The organism is Pseudomonas sp. 14P5.3.2 (assembly GCF_057799175.1).
This window is the reverse complement of the sequence record NZ_JBYOKU010000008.1, coordinates 33,571-48,653: the sequence shown is the minus strand read 5'-3', so window position 1 is coordinate 48,653 and position 15,083 is coordinate 33,571. Positions and strand designations below refer to the sequence as shown.

General features: G+C 60.7%; 10 protein-coding genes. 8 read left to right on the top strand and 2 right to left on the bottom strand.

Annotated features, from left to right (window positions below; translation table 11 throughout):
• Positions 1 to 365: 365 nt before the first annotated feature.
• Positions 366 to 1,742 carry an L-serine ammonia-lyase gene (locus AC27VU_RS08650; protein WP_003228991.1) on the bottom strand — a complete coding sequence of 459 codons (1,377 nt, stop codon included), beginning with the start codon at positions 1,740 to 1,742 and terminating at the stop codon, positions 366 to 368.
• A gap of 436 nt (positions 1,743 to 2,178) precedes the next feature.
• Here AC27VU_RS08650 and AC27VU_RS08645 point away from each other — a divergent pair, with 436 nt between their 5' ends.
• The 3 genes from AC27VU_RS08645 (at position 2,179) to choV (ending at position 5,213) form a co-directional block, all read left to right on the top strand.
• Positions 2,179 to 3,126 (top strand): choline ABC transporter substrate-binding protein, encoded by a 948-nt coding sequence (locus AC27VU_RS08645; protein ID WP_003228992.1) that lies wholly within the window; start codon positions 2,179 to 2,181, stop codon positions 3,124 to 3,126.
• Between the two features lie 66 nt (positions 3,127 to 3,192).
• Entirely contained in the window at positions 3,193 to 4,038 is an 846-nt protein-coding gene (gene choW / locus AC27VU_RS08640) for a choline ABC transporter permease subunit (RefSeq protein WP_007962645.1), read from the top strand.
• Positions 4,035 to 5,213 carry a choline ABC transporter ATP-binding protein gene (choV, locus tag AC27VU_RS08635; RefSeq protein WP_003228994.1) on the top strand — a complete coding sequence of 393 codons (1,179 nt, stop codon included), beginning with the start codon at positions 4,035 to 4,037 and terminating at the stop codon, positions 5,211 to 5,213. Before choW ends, choV begins: the two co-directional genes overlap by 4 nt.
• 201 nt (positions 5,214 to 5,414) lie before the next feature.
• Here choV and betT read toward each other — a convergent pair whose 3' ends face one another.
• On the bottom strand, positions 5,415 to 7,412 hold the full coding sequence (gene betT / locus AC27VU_RS08630) for a choline BCCT transporter BetT (RefSeq protein WP_003228995.1): 1,998 nt from the start codon (positions 7,410 to 7,412) through the stop codon (positions 5,415 to 5,417).
• Between the two features lie 428 nt (positions 7,413 to 7,840).
• Between betT and betI the strand changes: the two genes are divergently transcribed.
• The 5 genes from betI to AC27VU_RS08605 all read left to right on the top strand — a co-directional run bounded on the left by betI (position 7,841) and on the right by AC27VU_RS08605 (position 14,931).
• Complete coding sequence (betI, locus tag AC27VU_RS08625) at positions 7,841 to 8,461, top strand: transcriptional regulator BetI (RefSeq protein WP_003228996.1); 621 nt, start codon at positions 7,841 to 7,843, stop codon at positions 8,459 to 8,461.
• 62 nt (positions 8,462 to 8,523) lie between these two features.
• Positions 8,524 to 9,996, top strand: coding sequence for a betaine-aldehyde dehydrogenase (gene betB, locus AC27VU_RS08620; protein WP_003228997.1), 1,473 nt, complete (start codon positions 8,524 to 8,526; stop codon positions 9,994 to 9,996).
• A 180-nt stretch (positions 9,997 to 10,176) separates the two neighbouring features.
• On the top strand, positions 10,177 to 11,880 hold the full coding sequence (betA, locus tag AC27VU_RS08615; RefSeq protein ID WP_226500932.1) for a choline dehydrogenase: 1,704 nt from the start codon (positions 10,177 to 10,179) through the stop codon (positions 11,878 to 11,880).
• A gap of 271 nt (positions 11,881 to 12,151) precedes the next feature.
• The gene (locus tag AC27VU_RS08610) at positions 12,152 to 13,594 is read left to right on the top strand and encodes a TldD/PmbA family protein (protein WP_103521779.1); all 1,443 of its coding nucleotides are present in this window, start codon (positions 12,152 to 12,154) and stop codon (positions 13,592 to 13,594) included.
• Complete coding sequence (locus AC27VU_RS08605) at positions 13,594 to 14,931, top strand: TldD/PmbA family protein (protein WP_103485212.1); 1,338 nt, start codon at positions 13,594 to 13,596, stop codon at positions 14,929 to 14,931. The genes AC27VU_RS08610 and AC27VU_RS08605 overlap by 1 nt, the downstream gene beginning before the upstream one ends.
• The last annotated feature ends 152 nt before the right edge of the window (positions 14,932 to 15,083 follow it).

The following is a 15,083-nucleotide window of genomic DNA, read 5'->3' as shown; positions in this document are numbered from 1 at the left end:
TATTTCGAAGTGCCATCAGCGGCGTTGAAAGCCCTGCCCCGCTGCCTGTGAGCAGATCGGTAGCACTTGTGGGAACAGGCTTGCGCGGGGTTGTTTCAGAGTGTCACCGCAGGCACGGGTGACGGACGGTAGGGGGTGCGAATGGCGCGCTGTGGGTGGGAAACACTCTTATCTGATTGCGACGCGCCAAAAGGTGGCGTGATTTGATTAGCGTGTGCACTTGGTGAGCAGTTTTGACTGGTCTGGCCCCTTCGCGAGCAAGCCCGCTCCCACATTGGAACCGGGCGTTCACAAATTCTGTGTTCACTGTAGATCCACTGTGGGAGCGGGCTTGCTCGCGAAGAATTCCACTCGGTATTGCTGATTCAGCACTCTACGGCGCTGACCGCAAGACCACCACGTGACGTCTCTTTATATTTGTCATGCATATCCGCGCCGGTATCACGCATGGTGCGGATCACCCGGTCCAGCGAGATGAAGTGCTGACCATCACCACGCAAGGCCATCTGCGCCGCGTTGATCGCCTTCACTGCGGCAATCGCGTTGCGCTCGATGCACGGCACCTGCACCAGTCCACCCACCGGATCACAGGTCAGGCCGAGGTTGTGTTCCAGGCCGATTTCCGCCGCGTTGCACAGTTGCTCCGGCGTCGCGCCCAAAATCTCCGCCAGCCCCGCCGCCGCCATCGCGCAGGCCGAACCGACCTCGCCCTGGCAGCCGACTTCGGCACCGGAGATCGAGGCGTTCTTTTTGCACAGAATGCCCACCGCCGCCGCGCCCAAGAAGTAGTCGACCACGTTGGCGTCGGTGACCGCTTCGCTGAACTTCATGAAGTAGTGCAACACCGCCGGGATGATCCCCGCCGCACCATTGGTCGGTGCGGTGACCATGCGCCCACCCGCCGCGTTTTCTTCGTTGACCGCGAGGGCAAACAGGTTGACCCACTCCATGGCACTGAGGGTCGAGCCGATCACGTTGGGTTTGTTCAATTCCTGCAGGCTGCGATGCAGTTTGGCAGCACGGCGCCGCACATTGAGGCCACCGGGGAGGATGCCTTCGTGCTTGAGGCCCTGCTCGACGCAATCCTGCATCGCCCGCCACAGTTTCATCAGCCCGGCGCGGATTTCTTCTTCGCTGCGCCAGACCTTTTCGTTCGCCATCATCAATTCGGCGACGCGCAGATTGTTCTGTTTGCACAGCTCCAGCAGCTCCACCGCGCTGGAAAAGTCATAAGGCAATTCGGTGCGATCCAGATCGACCACGCCGCTGGATGCCTGCGCTTGATCCACGACAAAACCGCCACCGACCGAATAGTAGGTGTCGCGATGAATCTCTCCATGATCGCCTTCGGCAATCAGGGTCATCGCATTGGGGTGGAACGGCAGGTTCTCGTCGATCAGACGCATGTCGCGAGCCCAGACAAACGGCACCGACAAGCGCCCATCCAACAGAAGTGTGTGAGTTTCACGCAGCGCCTGAATCCGCGGGCCGATCTGCGACGGGTCGATTGCGTCCGGCCACTCGCCCATCAGGCCCATGATCACCGCATTGTCGCTGCCGTGCCCGATACCGGTGGCCGACAGCGAACCGAACAGTTGCACTTCTATACGCCGTACCTGCTCCAGCAGGAATTTGTCGCGCAACGACTCGACAAACAGGGCGGCGGCGCGCATCGGCCCGACGGTGTGAGAACTGGACGGGCCAATGCCGATCTTGAACAGGTCGAAAACGCTGATAGCCATTGCTGCAGAGCTCCTGAGGATGCCGTTCCCGGGCATTAAGCGCCCGCTGGCGGAGCTGCTACGCTCAAGCTGCGATCCGCCGGAATGCCCGCATCATCAGGCTTTTGCCGGGTCGCTCGGCGTCTGACACCGACGCACTCATGCCCACCAACGCCGTGCCGGTTTTCTCCCGTGTTTTCGCCGTTTTTATGCGGTTCAGATGGCCAGACGGGGCAGAAAAAAGCTGTAAACGACGTCACTGACACTGGATGCGACCATCCCTGTACTGGATACGACCCACCCTGTAGGCGTCAGATTTTCACTGGTACATGATCGTTATGACTCGATTGCAAGGCGCCGTGGTAGAGCTGTCTCCAGAACGCCATCCAACCGCAACCTATAAGTGCGGTGGTCCACAGTCGGAACACTGCCAAAAAAAACACCAAGGAGTCCATCCATGAAAGGTTCCCCGTCGTTGTTGTTGGCCGCCATGCTGAGTCTGCCGTTACTGGCTCAAGCTGCAGAACCCGCTCAGTGCAGTACCGTGAACTTCTCCGATGTCGGCTGGACCGACATCACCGCCACCACCGCCACCACCTCGGTGGTGCTCGATGCGCTCGGCTACAAGACCAAGACCACCATGATTTCCGTGCCCGTAACCTACAAGTCGCTGGCCGACGGCAAGAACATGGACGTGTTCCTCGGTAACTGGATGCCGACCATGGAAAACGACATCAAGGCCTACCGTGACGCCGGCACCGTGGAAACCGTGCGCACCAACCTCAAGGGCGCCAAGTACACCCTCGCCGTGCCGCAGGCGCTGTATGACAAAGGGCTGCATGACTTCGCCGACATCGCCAAATTCAAGAAAGAGCTCGATGGCAAGATCTACGGCATCGAGCCTGGCAACGACGGCAACCGCCTGATCCAGAGCATGATCGACAAAGACGCCTTCGGTTTGAAAACCGCCGGCTTCAAGGTCGTCGAGTCGTCCGAAGCGGGCATGCTCTCGCAGGTCGACCGCGCGCAGAAACGCGACACCGCCGTGGTCTTCCTCGGCTGGGCGCCGCACCCGATGAACAAGCGCTTCAAGATTCAATACCTGACCGGCGGCGATGACTTCTTCGGCCCCGATTTCGGTGCTGCCACCGTGGCGACCAACACTCGCAAGGGCTACAGCACCGAATGCAGCAACGTCGGTCAGCTGCTGAAAAACCTGGAATTCACCGTCGACATGGAAAGCGAGCTGATGGGCAACATCCTCGACGACAAGATGAAGCCTGACGCGGCCGCCAAGGCCTGGCTGAAAAAGAATCCACAGGTGCTCGATACCTGGCTCGCTGGCGTGACCACCATTGACGGTAAACCTGGCCTGGAAGCCGTGAAAGCCAAGCTCGCACAGTAATTGCCTTACGCCGGGCGAGTTCGCTCGCCCGGGCTGTTTATTCCTTGCATGCGGACGTTCACTACCATGCTGATTGATCAGAAAATCCCTTTAGGCCAGTACATCGCGGGTTTCGTTGAATGGTTGACGCAACACGGCGCCAGCACCTTCGACGCAATCGCCGTGACACTGGAAACGATGATCCACGGCGTGACGTTTGCGCTGACCTGGTTCAATCCTTTTGTGTTGATCGGCCTCATTGCCCTGCTCGCACATTTCATCCAGCGCAAATGGGGGCTGACTGTTTTTGTGATTGCCTCGTTCCTGCTGATCCTCAACCTGGGGTACTGGCAGGAAACCATGGAAACCCTCGCCCAGGTCATGTTCGCGACCCTGGTCTGCGTGGTCATCGGCGTGCCGTTGGGCATCGTCGCCGCGCACAAACCGATGTTCTACACACTAATGCGTCCGGTACTCGATCTGATGCAGACCGTACCGACCTTCGTTTACCTCATTCCTACCCTGACCCTCTTCGGGCTGGGTGTGGTGCCGGGCCTGATCTCCACGGTGGTGTTCGCCATCGCTGCGCCGATCCGCCTGACCTACCTGGGCATCCGCGATGTCCCGCAAGAACTGATGGACGCCGGCAAAGCCTTCGGCTGCTCGCGTCGCCAATTGCTCTCACGGATCGAACTGCCTCACGCCATGCCGAGCATCGCTGCCGGCATCACCCAGTGCATCATGCTGTCGTTGTCGATGGTGGTGATCGCGGCACTGGTGGGCGCCGACGGACTCGGCAAACCGGTGGTCAACGCACTGAACACTGCTGATATCGCCCTGGGCTTCGAAGCAGGCCTGGCGATCGTACTGCTGGCGATCATGCTCGACCGTATCTGCAAACAACCCGACGCCAAAGTAGGGGGTGACGCATGAGCATAATTCGCTTCGAAGACGTCGACGTAATCTTCTCCAAGGATCCACGCGAGGCGCTCAAGCTGCTGGATCAGGGCATGACGCGTAACGAGATCCTGAAAAAGACCGGACAGATCGTCGGCGTGGAAAAAGCCACGCTGGATATCAACAAGGGCGAGATCTGCGTGCTGATGGGCCTGTCCGGCTCCGGCAAGTCGAGCCTGCTGCGCTGCATCAACGGCCTCAACACCGTGAGTCGCGGCAAGCTGTTCGTCGAGCACGAAGGCAAGCAGATCGACATCGCCTCTTGCACCCCGGCCGAACTGAAGATGATGCGCACCAAACGCATCGCCATGGTGTTCCAGAAGTTCGCCCTGATGCCGTGGCTGACCGTGCGCGAGAACATCAGCTTCGGTCTGGAAATGCAGGGTCGCCCGGAGAAGGAACGGCGCAAGCTGGTCGACGACAAGCTCGAACTGGTCGGCCTGACTCAATGGCGCAACAAGAAGCCCGATGAACTCTCCGGCGGCATGCAGCAGCGTGTGGGCCTGGCCCGGGCGCTGGCGATGGACGCCGATATTCTGCTGATGGACGAACCGTTCTCGGCACTCGACCCGCTGATCCGTCAGGGCCTGCAGGACGAACTGCTGGAGCTGCAACGCAAGCTGAGCAAGACCATCGTGTTTGTCAGTCACGACCTCGACGAGGCGCTCAAACTGGGCAGCCGCATCGCGATCATGAAGGATGGCCGGATCATCCAGTACAGCGTGCCGGAAGAGATCGTGCTCAATCCTGCGGACGACTATGTGCGCACCTTCGTGGCCCACACCAATCCGCTCAACGTCCTGTGTGGCCGCAGCCTGATGCGCACGCTGGACAACTGCAAACGCATCAACGGTTCGGTGTGCCTCGACCCGGGTGGCGATTCGTGGCTGGATCTGGCCGAAGGCAACACCATCAAAGGCGCGCGGCAGAACGGTTCGGTGCTGAACCTGCAGAACTGGGCACCAGGGCAAGCGGTGGAAGCGCTGGAGCGCAAGCCGACACTGGTGGATTCGAATATCGGCATGCGCGATGCATTGCAGATCCGCTACCAGACCGGCAACAAACTGGTGCTGCACGACAACAACCATGTGGTGGGGATTCTTGGCGACAGCGAGCTGTATCACGCGCTGCTGGGCAAGAACCTGGGGTAAGAACCCCGCAGACACAAAAACGCCGCGAGAGGATCGCGGCGTTTTTGTTTATCGGAATACAGGGCGTTCAGCGTTGGAGCTGATGGCCCCTTCGCGAGCAAGCCCGCTCCCACATTTGAAATGCAATCCAATGTGGGAGCGGGCTTGCTCGCGAAGAATGCGGCACGGTGCTTCAGACAGAAACACCGCACCACCTACAACTTAGCTATACACCCGGCCAAGGAGCTGCCGATGGCTTTCAAACTGATCGAGCACATCGCGTGTGATCTGATCCTGCGTGAAGCCCATCAGGTCGTAATCCTGGCTGCCGTTGTGCAGGTACACCTCGGCGCGATAGTAACGCTGGCGCGCTTCATCGGACTGGGCCGATTCGGTCGGGGTCGCCAGATAACCATCCAGGCTCACTTCGTAGACGAAAGGGTTGCCCTCTTCCATCTCGACGCGCACGCCCATGCAGCGCTTGGATTTGCCCAGCAGCGTCTGCACTTCCAGACCCTGCGCACGCATTTGTGCGGCAGCGTCTTCCAGCGCCGGGCTGACCTGCTTGTCCATGAAACGCTGCACCACCGATTGGCTCGGTTGCAGGTCCAGCTGCGTCAGACGCTCGCTGAAGCCACGACGACCGCGCTCGGCCAGTTGCGCCTGCTCCTGTTCGATCTGCACGTCCTGACGCATCGCCTTGTGCAGGCCGAACATGAAGAACACCAGCACCACCGAGAACGGCAGACCGGCCAGCACCACCATGGTTTGCATGGCTTCGAAGTTACCGGCGAACAGCAGACCGATGGTCACCAGCGTGATCACCACCGACCAGAAGATCCGCAGCCAGTGCGGCGCATCTTCGTCAACGTTACCGCCCTTGCAGGACAGGTTGGCCATCATCACCGCGCCGGAGTCGGCCGGGGTCAGGAACAGCACGAAACCGACGAAGATCGACACACCGATAACGACTTTCGACGCCGGGTAGTGTTCCAGCAACTGGTAGATCGCCATCGACGGCTGTTCCAGCGCCGTCTTGCCGAGTTCCACCGCCCCCTGGTTCATCACCAGATCCAGCGCCGAGTTACCGAAGATCGACAACCAGGCCAAGGTGAAGCCCAGCGGGATCAGCAGCACGCCGGCCACCAGTTCACGCACGGTACGACCACGGGAAATACGCGCGATGAACATGCCGACGAATGGCGCCCAGGAAATCCACCAGGCCCAGTAGAACAGGGTCCACAGGCCCAGCCAGCGGTCGGACTTGGCGCTGTCACCTTCATAGACGTACAGGTCGAAGGTCTTCAGTACTACGCCGTTGAGGTAGTCGCCGATGTTCTGCACGAAGCCGTTGAGCAGGTGCAGGGTCGGGCCGAACAGCAGGACGAAAATCAGCAGACCGCTGAACAGCACGATGTTCAGGTTGGACAGACGACGGATGCCGTTTTCCACACCGGACACCGCAGCGATGGTCGCCACGGTGCTCATCACGATGATCACGATCAGCAGGTTGGTGTTGCTGTGTTCCATGCCGAACAGGTTTTCCAGGCCGGAGGACACTTGCAGCGAACCGATCCCCAGGTTGGTCACCAGACCCAGCAGGGTTACGAACATACCGAAGCCGTCCACCGCATGACCGGCCGCGCCCTTGACCCAACGCTCGCCGACCAGTGGATACAGCGCCGAACGCAGGGCCAATGGCTGGTTATGACGGTAAGCGAAGTACGCCACGGCCAGACCGACCAGTGCATAGATAGCCCAGCCGTGCAGGCCCCAGTGCAGGAAGGTCAGCTGTACAGCTTGACGCGCAGCCATGTTGGTGGCCGATGCGCCTTCCGGCGGATTGAAGTAATGATCCAGCGGCTCGGAGGCGCCGAAGTACAGCAGCGAAATACCGATACCCGACGAGAACAGCATCCCCGCCCAGGCGCCGTAGCTGAAATCCGGGGTGTCGTCCTTGCTGCCCAGTTTGAGTTTGCCGTAGGAGGAAAACGCCAGGCCCACCACAAACACAAGGTAGGCGGCGATCACCACCATGTAGTACCAGCCGAAGCTGCGCGACAACCAGGCCTGAGCGATACCCAACAATCTGCCGGCCTCTTGCGGGGCGATGATCAGAATGGCGGTCAACAACAGAATCAACGCGGTAGAGGTGTAAAACACCCAACCGTTGACCGTCACCTTCTCGGGCGGGGTCTTTATAAGAGAGGCAGAACTCATGGCACAAATGCTCCAGGCAGTGCGAGAGAAGAACACAAGGCAACACGGAACCCGACCAATCGGTTAGTTGGCAGCCGACCGGCGGGTGATATAAAGACACCCCGAAAAAAGCCCGAACCTGCCGAAATGGCGTTGCGAATCGCTTTCGTGGCCAAAGCTGTGCGGACGTTCATCCGAAACCTGGCCCCGAGCGTCTTGCCCTTTCAACACGTCCATCGAATAGCGAACCGCGCCATGCCCCACGCAGGTTTCAAGCATTTTCGGATGTCGTTTTATCGCCATTTACAAGCAGAAAAAATCTGTAGGCAGCGACGATTTGTCGCAGATCTTATTCTTTGTTGATTGAACGTTCAATCAAAACAAAATAGACTGGCCCTCAATCCGATAGGCGTTTATCGCCCGTCGGAAGGCCTAAGGAGATGTGCAAGATGCCCAAGGTCGGTATGCAACCCATCCGCCGCCAACAACTGATCGAAGCCACGTTGCAAGCGGTCGATCAGGTCGGAATGGGGGACGCCAGCATTGCGCTGATCGCCCGTTTGGCCGGTGTCTCGAATGGCATCATCAGTCACTATTTTCAGGACAAGAACGGCCTGATTGCCGCCACGATGCGGTATCTGATGAACGTCCTCAGCGAGAACGTCACCGCGCGCCGTCAGGCGCTGGCAGACAGCAGCCCACGGGCGCATCTGCAGGTGATCATCGAAGGCAACTTCGACGCCAGCCAGGTCAATGGCCCGGCAATGAAAACCTGGCTGGCCTTCTGGGCCACCAGCATGCACCAGCCGTCTTTGCACAGGTTGCAGCGGATCAACGATCACCGTCTGTATTCCAACCTGTGCTGCGAGTTCCGCCGTGTGTTGCCGCTCGAAGAGGCGCGCAGCGCAGCGCGTGGACTGGCAGCGTTGATCGACGGCTTGTGGTTGCGCGGCGCGCTGTCGGGAGACGCTTTCGACACGGCGCAGGCGCAACAGATCGCTTACGAATACATGGATTTCCAATTGGCCAAGCAGGTGAGCCAGAGCACACAGAAAACGCTCGGCACCTGAACCGCCACCGCAGTTTCAGCGCGGTGGTCGACGCCAACCACTAATGCACTTGCGAGGACACTATGGCCCGTTTCGAACTGCAAAAACTCTACATCGATGGCGCGTACTCCGACGCTGGCAGCGATGCCACCTTCGAAGCCATCAACCCGGCGAACGGTGAAGTCCTCGCCCAAGTGCAACGTGCGACCAAGGAAGACGTCGAGCGCGCTGTGGTCAGCGCTGAAAAGGGCCAGAAAATCTGGGCCGCAATGACCGCCATGGAGCGTTCGCGCATCCTGCGTCGCGCCGTCGACATCCTGCGCGAGCGCAACGATGAACTGGCTGCTCTGGAAACCCTGGACACCGGCAAGGCTTACTCCGAAACCAAATACGTCGACATCGTCACCGGCGCCGACGTGCTGGAATACTACGCAGGCCTGGTACCAGCGATCGAAGGCGAGCAGATCCCGCTGCGCGACACTTCCTTTGTCTACACCCGTCGCGAACCGCTGGGCGTGGTCGCCGGTATCGGCGCGTGGAACTACCCGATCCAGATCGCGCTGTGGAAATCTGCACCGGCCCTGGCGGCCGGTAACGCGATGATCTTCAAGCCAAGCGAAGTCACCTCGCTGACCACCCTGAAACTGGCCGAGATCTACACCGAAGCCGGCCTGCCAAACGGCGTGTTCAACGTCCTGACCGGCAGCGGCCGTGAAGTCGGCACCTGGCTGACCGAGCACCCGCGTATCGAAAAAGTCTCCTTCACCGGCGGCACCGACACCGGCAAGAAAGTCATGGCCAGCGCTTCGGCCTCGTCGCTGAAAGACGTGACCATGGAACTGGGCGGCAAGTCGCCGCTGATCATCTGCGACGACGCCGACCTCGATCGCGCCGCCGACACCGCGATGATGGCCAACTTCTACAGCTCCGGTCAGGTTTGCACCAACGGTACTCGCGTGTTCGTACCGAGCCACCTGAAAGCCGCTTTCGAAGCCAAGATCGTCGAGCGCGTAGCGCGCATCCGCATCGGCAACCCGGAAGACGAAAACACCAACTTCGGCCCACTGGTCAGCTTCGCCCACATGGAAAGCGTGCTGGGTTACATCGCCAAGGGTAAAGAAGAAGGTGCCCGCGTCCTGTGCGGCGGCGAGCGTCTGACCGACGGCGAATTCGCCAAAGGCGCCTTCGTTGCACCGACCGTGTTCACCGACTGCACCGACGAGATGACCATCGTCCGTGAAGAAATCTTTGGCCCGGTGATGGCGATCCTCTCCTACGAGACCGAAGAAGAAGTGATCCGCCGCGCCAACGACACCGACTTCGGCCTGGCCGCCGGTATCGTCACCAAAGACCTGAACCGCGCACACCGCGTGATTCATCAACTGGAAGCCGGTATCTGCTGGATCAACGCCTGGGGCGAGTCCGACGCAAAAATGCCGGTGGGCGGTTACAAGCAGTCGGGCGTGGGTCGTGAAAACGGCATCAGCTCGCTGACCAACTACACACGCATCAAATCGGTACAGGTCGAGCTGGGCGATTACGTTTCGGTGTTCTAAGCCCCGAGTCTTGTATTGCCTGCGAGGGCCTCTTCGCGGGCAAGCCCGCTCCCACAGGTCTGGAGTCGTCCATCAAATCTGTGGCAGCTCCCAATCCTTGTGGGAGCTGGCTTGCCAGCGATTCGAGTGCGCAGCACTCGCCGAGGTCCTACCTGACCACATCTAAAGAGGGTGCATTCAATGTCCCAAGAATTCGATTACATCATCATCGGTGCCGGCTCGGCCGGTAACACCCTGGCGACCCGTCTGACTGAAGACGAAGGCGTCACCGTTCTGCTGCTCGAAGCCGGCGGCCCGGACTACCGTTTCGACTTCCGCACGCAAATGCCGGCCGCGCTGGCGTTCCCGCTGCAGGGTCGTCGCTACAACTGGGCGTACGAAACCGATCCAGAGCCACACATGGACGGTCGCCGGATGGAATGCGGTCGCGGCAAAGGCCTCGGCGGTTCCTCGCTGATCAACGGCATGTGCTACATCCGTGGCAACGCGATGGACTATGACAACTGGGCGAAACTGCCAGGTCTGGAAGACTGGACCTACCTCGACTGCCTGCCGTACTTCCGTAAAGCGGAAACCCGCGACATCGGCCCGAACGACTACCACGGTGGCGACGGTCCGGTCAGCGTGACCACGCCGAAGGCGGGCAACAACCCGCTGTTCCACGCCATGGTTGAAGCCGGCGTGCAGGCCGGTTACCCGCGCACCGAAGACTTGAACGGTTACCAGCAGGAAGGCTTCGGCCCGATGGACCGCACCGTGACGCCGAACGGCCGTCGTGCATCCACCGCCCGTGGCTACCTCGACGTCGCCAAAAAGCGTTCGACCCTGACCATCGTCACCCACGCCCTGACCGACAAGATTCTGTTCGAAGGCAAGCGTGCGGTCGGCGTGCGTTACCTGGTCGGTTCGGCGGAAGAGCGCGTTGAAGCCAAAGCGCGCAAAGAAGTCCTGCTGTGCTCCGGCGCCATCGCTTCGCCACAGATTCTGCAGCGCTCCGGTGTCGGCCCGGCAAAACTGCTGGAAAGCCTCGACATCCCAGTCGTCCATGACCTGCCAGGCGTCGGTGAAAACCTGCAGGACCACCTTGAGCTGTACCTGCAATACGCTTGCACCCAACCGGTCTCGCTGTACCCGTCGCTGCTCTGGTACAACCAGCCGGCCATCGGTGCCGAGTGGCTGTTCAACGGCACCGGCATCGGCGCCAGCAACCAGTTCGAAGCCGGCGGTTTCATCCGTACTCGCGAAGAGTTCGAATGGCCGAACATCCAGTACCACTTCCTGCCGGTGGCGATTAACTACAACGGCAGCAACGGTGTGAAAGAGCACGGTTTCCAGGCGCACATGGGTTCCATGCGTTCGCCGAGCCGTGGCCGCATCCAGGTCAAATCCAAGGATCCGCGCCAGCACCCGAGCATCCTGTTCAACTACATGGCCACCGAGCAGGACTGGCAGGAATTCCGTGACGGCATCCGCCTGACCCGCGAAATCATGCAACAGCCGGCACTGGACGCCTTCCGTGGCCGCGAAATCAGCCCGGGCATCGAAGTGCAAACCGATGAGCAGTTGGACAAGTTCATCCGCGAGCACGCCGAAACCGCGTTCCACCCGTCCTGCTCTTGCAAGATGGGCACCGACGAAATGGCCGTAGTGGATGGCGAAGGTCGCGTGCACGGCATGCAGAGCCTGCGTGTGGTCGATGCTTCGATCATGCCGATCATCACCACCGGCAACCTGAACGCGCCGACGATCATGATGGCGGAGAAAATCGCCGACAAGATCCGTGGCCGCAAGCCACTGCCGCGTAGCACCGCAGCGTACTACGTCGCTGGCAATGCGCCGGTGAAAGGCAAGCCGATGCGTGATATCACGCCTGTTGCTCAGTAAGACGTAATACCGAGGCGCTACCTTCGTCGGAACGCCGCCCGGAGACAAGCTCGCTCCCACATTGGAATGCATTTCAAATGTGGGAGCGAGCTTGCTCGCGAAGGGGCCCTCACATTCAACACAAATTCCCCTGCTGCACAGTAAATCCTCCTACACCCCCTCTTCACTTGATCCTACCCCCACGCAGGCCTACTCTAGACCTCGCGCAACCGTTTCACCCCTCCCCGCCGAATCGCTTCACCCCGCAACTCCATAACAAGGAGGTTCCCGAATGTTCGATTTCCACCCCCAGCTCAAGCAGCGCTTCGCTGCCTTGCGCACGGGCGCCGAGTTTTTTTCCCTGCGGTATGTACGCGAGTCCGGCCAATACCTGTCGGTGCGCAAGAACGTCGCCGAGCCACCAAGCCTGGGCCGCGACGAAGGGGCGATGCTCACTGTGCGCGTCAACGGCGTTGAAGCCTATGCGGCGACCAACGACCTGTCGCAGCAAGGCCTGCAAGCCGCCCTTGAGCGCGCCGAACAGCAGGCCCGGCGACTGAAGCCCCACGCCCTGCTCGACCTGCGCGACCAGCCAGTGTCGAGTGACCGCGCCGATTACTTTTCGCCCAATCTCGAGCAACCCTTCCCGTCCCTGAGCGAATGCTTCGAGCTGCTCGGCGCGGAATCCGCCTCGGTGCCAAAGGATGAGCGCCTGGTGAACTGGGAAGCGAGCATCGGCATCACCCATGTCGAACAGATCTACCTGAGCAGCGCCGGTGCCGAATTGCGCCAGGCCCAGCGCTTCGTCTATCCGAGCCTGGATGTCACCGCCTACGACGGCAACGACAGCCAGACCCGCTCCCTCGGCCGCGAGAACTTCGGCCAGCAGGGCGGCGCGGACGTGATCAGCCGTTGCGGCCTGGTCGGCGCCGGCCCGAAAGTGGCCGATCAGGCCCTGCAACTGCTGCTCGCGCCGAACACCCCGCAAGGCCCGCGCGATCTGTTGCTGATGCCGGACCAGATGATGCTGCAGATCCACGAGTCCATCGGTCACCCGCTGGAGCTGGACCGCATCCTCGGTGACGAGCGCAACTACGCCGGCACCAGCTTCGTCAAAACCAGTGACTTCGGCAGCCTGCAATATGGCTCGAAGCTGCTCAACGTGACCTTCGATCCAGACATTCCCGAAGAACTCGCCAGCTACGGCCACGATGACGACGGCACCAAGGCCAGCAAACAATTCCTGATTCGCGAAGGCTTGCTGCTGCGGCCACTGGGCGGCGCGCTGTCGCAGTTCCGCGCCGGTCTCGACGGCGTTGCCAACAGCCGCGCCTGCGGCTGGAACCGGCCGCCGATCGACCGCATGGCCAACCTCAACATCGAGCCGGGCGATCAGTCGCTGACGCAACTGATCAGCGGCATCGAGCATGGCATTCTGATGAGCACCAACCGTTCGTGGTCGATTGACGACGCGCGCAACAAATTCCAGTTCGGTTGCGAGTGGGGTCAGTTGATCGAGAACGGTGAACTTAAAGGTGTGGTGAAAAATCCGAACTACCGGGGCATATCCGCGCACTTCTGGAAGAGTCTGCGCGCGGTCGGCGACGCCGGCACCCGTAAGGTGCTGGGCACGCCAAACTGCGGCAAGGGCGAGCCGAACCAGGTGATCCGCGTCGGCCACGCTTCGCCGGCCTGCGTATTCAGCAACGTTGATGTGTTTGGGGGAGACGCCTGATGAGCATTTCGAAGAGTCAGTCCGACGCCTTCAAGGTCATCGTCAATTGGCTACGCGACAGTGTGCGCGAGCCGGAACAGTTCACGCTCAGCTATGCCGCCGAATCGTCGGCGTTCGTCCGTTTCAACCACGCCAAGGTGCGTCAGGCCGGCCAGGTGCAGCAAGCCGACGTCGGGCTGAAGCTGATCAACGACGGCCGCCACGCTGACCTGCACATCACCCTGTCCGGTGATCAGGAAGCCGATCTGCAACGCCTCGCCGAAGGCCTGCAGCAACTGCGCGAAACCCTGCCGCTGCTGCCGCAGGATCCGTACCTGCTGCTCAATCACAACGGCTGGCAGAGCAACAACGTGCAGGAACACCCGTTGCCGGACACCGAGCAGGTGGTCGAGGAAATCTGCACCGCTGCTGAAGGTCTGGATCTGGTCGGTTTCTATGCTGCCGGCCCGATCAGTCGTGGTTTCGCCAGTTCCTCGGGAGCGTTCGGCTGGCATCAGGCCAACAGCTTCAACTTCGACTTCAGCCTGTTCCACGAAAATGGCGAAGCGGTAAAGGCCAGCTACGCCGGGCACGACTGGAGCAGCGAAGGCTTCGCCCGACGCTTCCAGCAGGCCCGCGAGCAACTGGCGTTCCTCGGTCGCCCGCTACGTACTCTGGCACCGGGGCAATACCGGGCTTATCTGGCGCCGGCCGCGCTGGAAGAAATCATGGGCATGCTCAGTTGGGGCGGTTTCTCGGCGCAGTCGATTGCCAGCAAGAGCAGCCCGCTGCAGAAGCTGTATGTCGGCGATCAGACGTTCAGTCCACTGGTATCGCTGGATGAGAAAGTCAGCGAATCGTTGAGTCCGGCGTTTTCCGCCGAGGGTTATCCGCGCAGCGATCTGCGGCTGATCGTCGAAGGCAAGGCCGGTGATCAACTGGTCGGTTCACGCAGTGCCGCCGAATACGGCCTGACCGCCAACGGTGCCAGCGGCGGCGAATCGCCGAGCGCACTGAACATGGCGGCCGGTGATCTGTCACAGGCAGAGATTCTCAAGCAGTTGGGCACCGGGTTGTACATCAGCAACCTGTGGTACCTGAACTTCTCGGATCAACCGGCGGCGCGCCTGACCGGCATGACCCGCTTCGCAACTTTCTGGGTCGAAAACGGCGAGATTCAGGCGCCGGTCAGCACCATGCGTTTCGACGACAGCGCCTACAACCTGCTGGGTTCGCAGCTGGAAGCGTTGACCGCCGAGCGCGAGTTGCTGCTGTCGGCGAGCACGTACAGCCAGCGCAATACCTCGTCGGCACTGCTGCCGGGGGCGCTGGTGAGCCGACTCACGCTAACGCTATAACACTGTGGCGAGGGAGCTTGCTCCCGCTGGGGTGCGAAGCGCCCCCAAAACCTGTCAACTCGGTGTTCCTGTAATACCGGGTTGGCTGAATTTACGGCTGCTGCGCAGCCGAGCGGGAGCAAGCTCCCTCGCCACAAAAGCTTCAAGCCAGG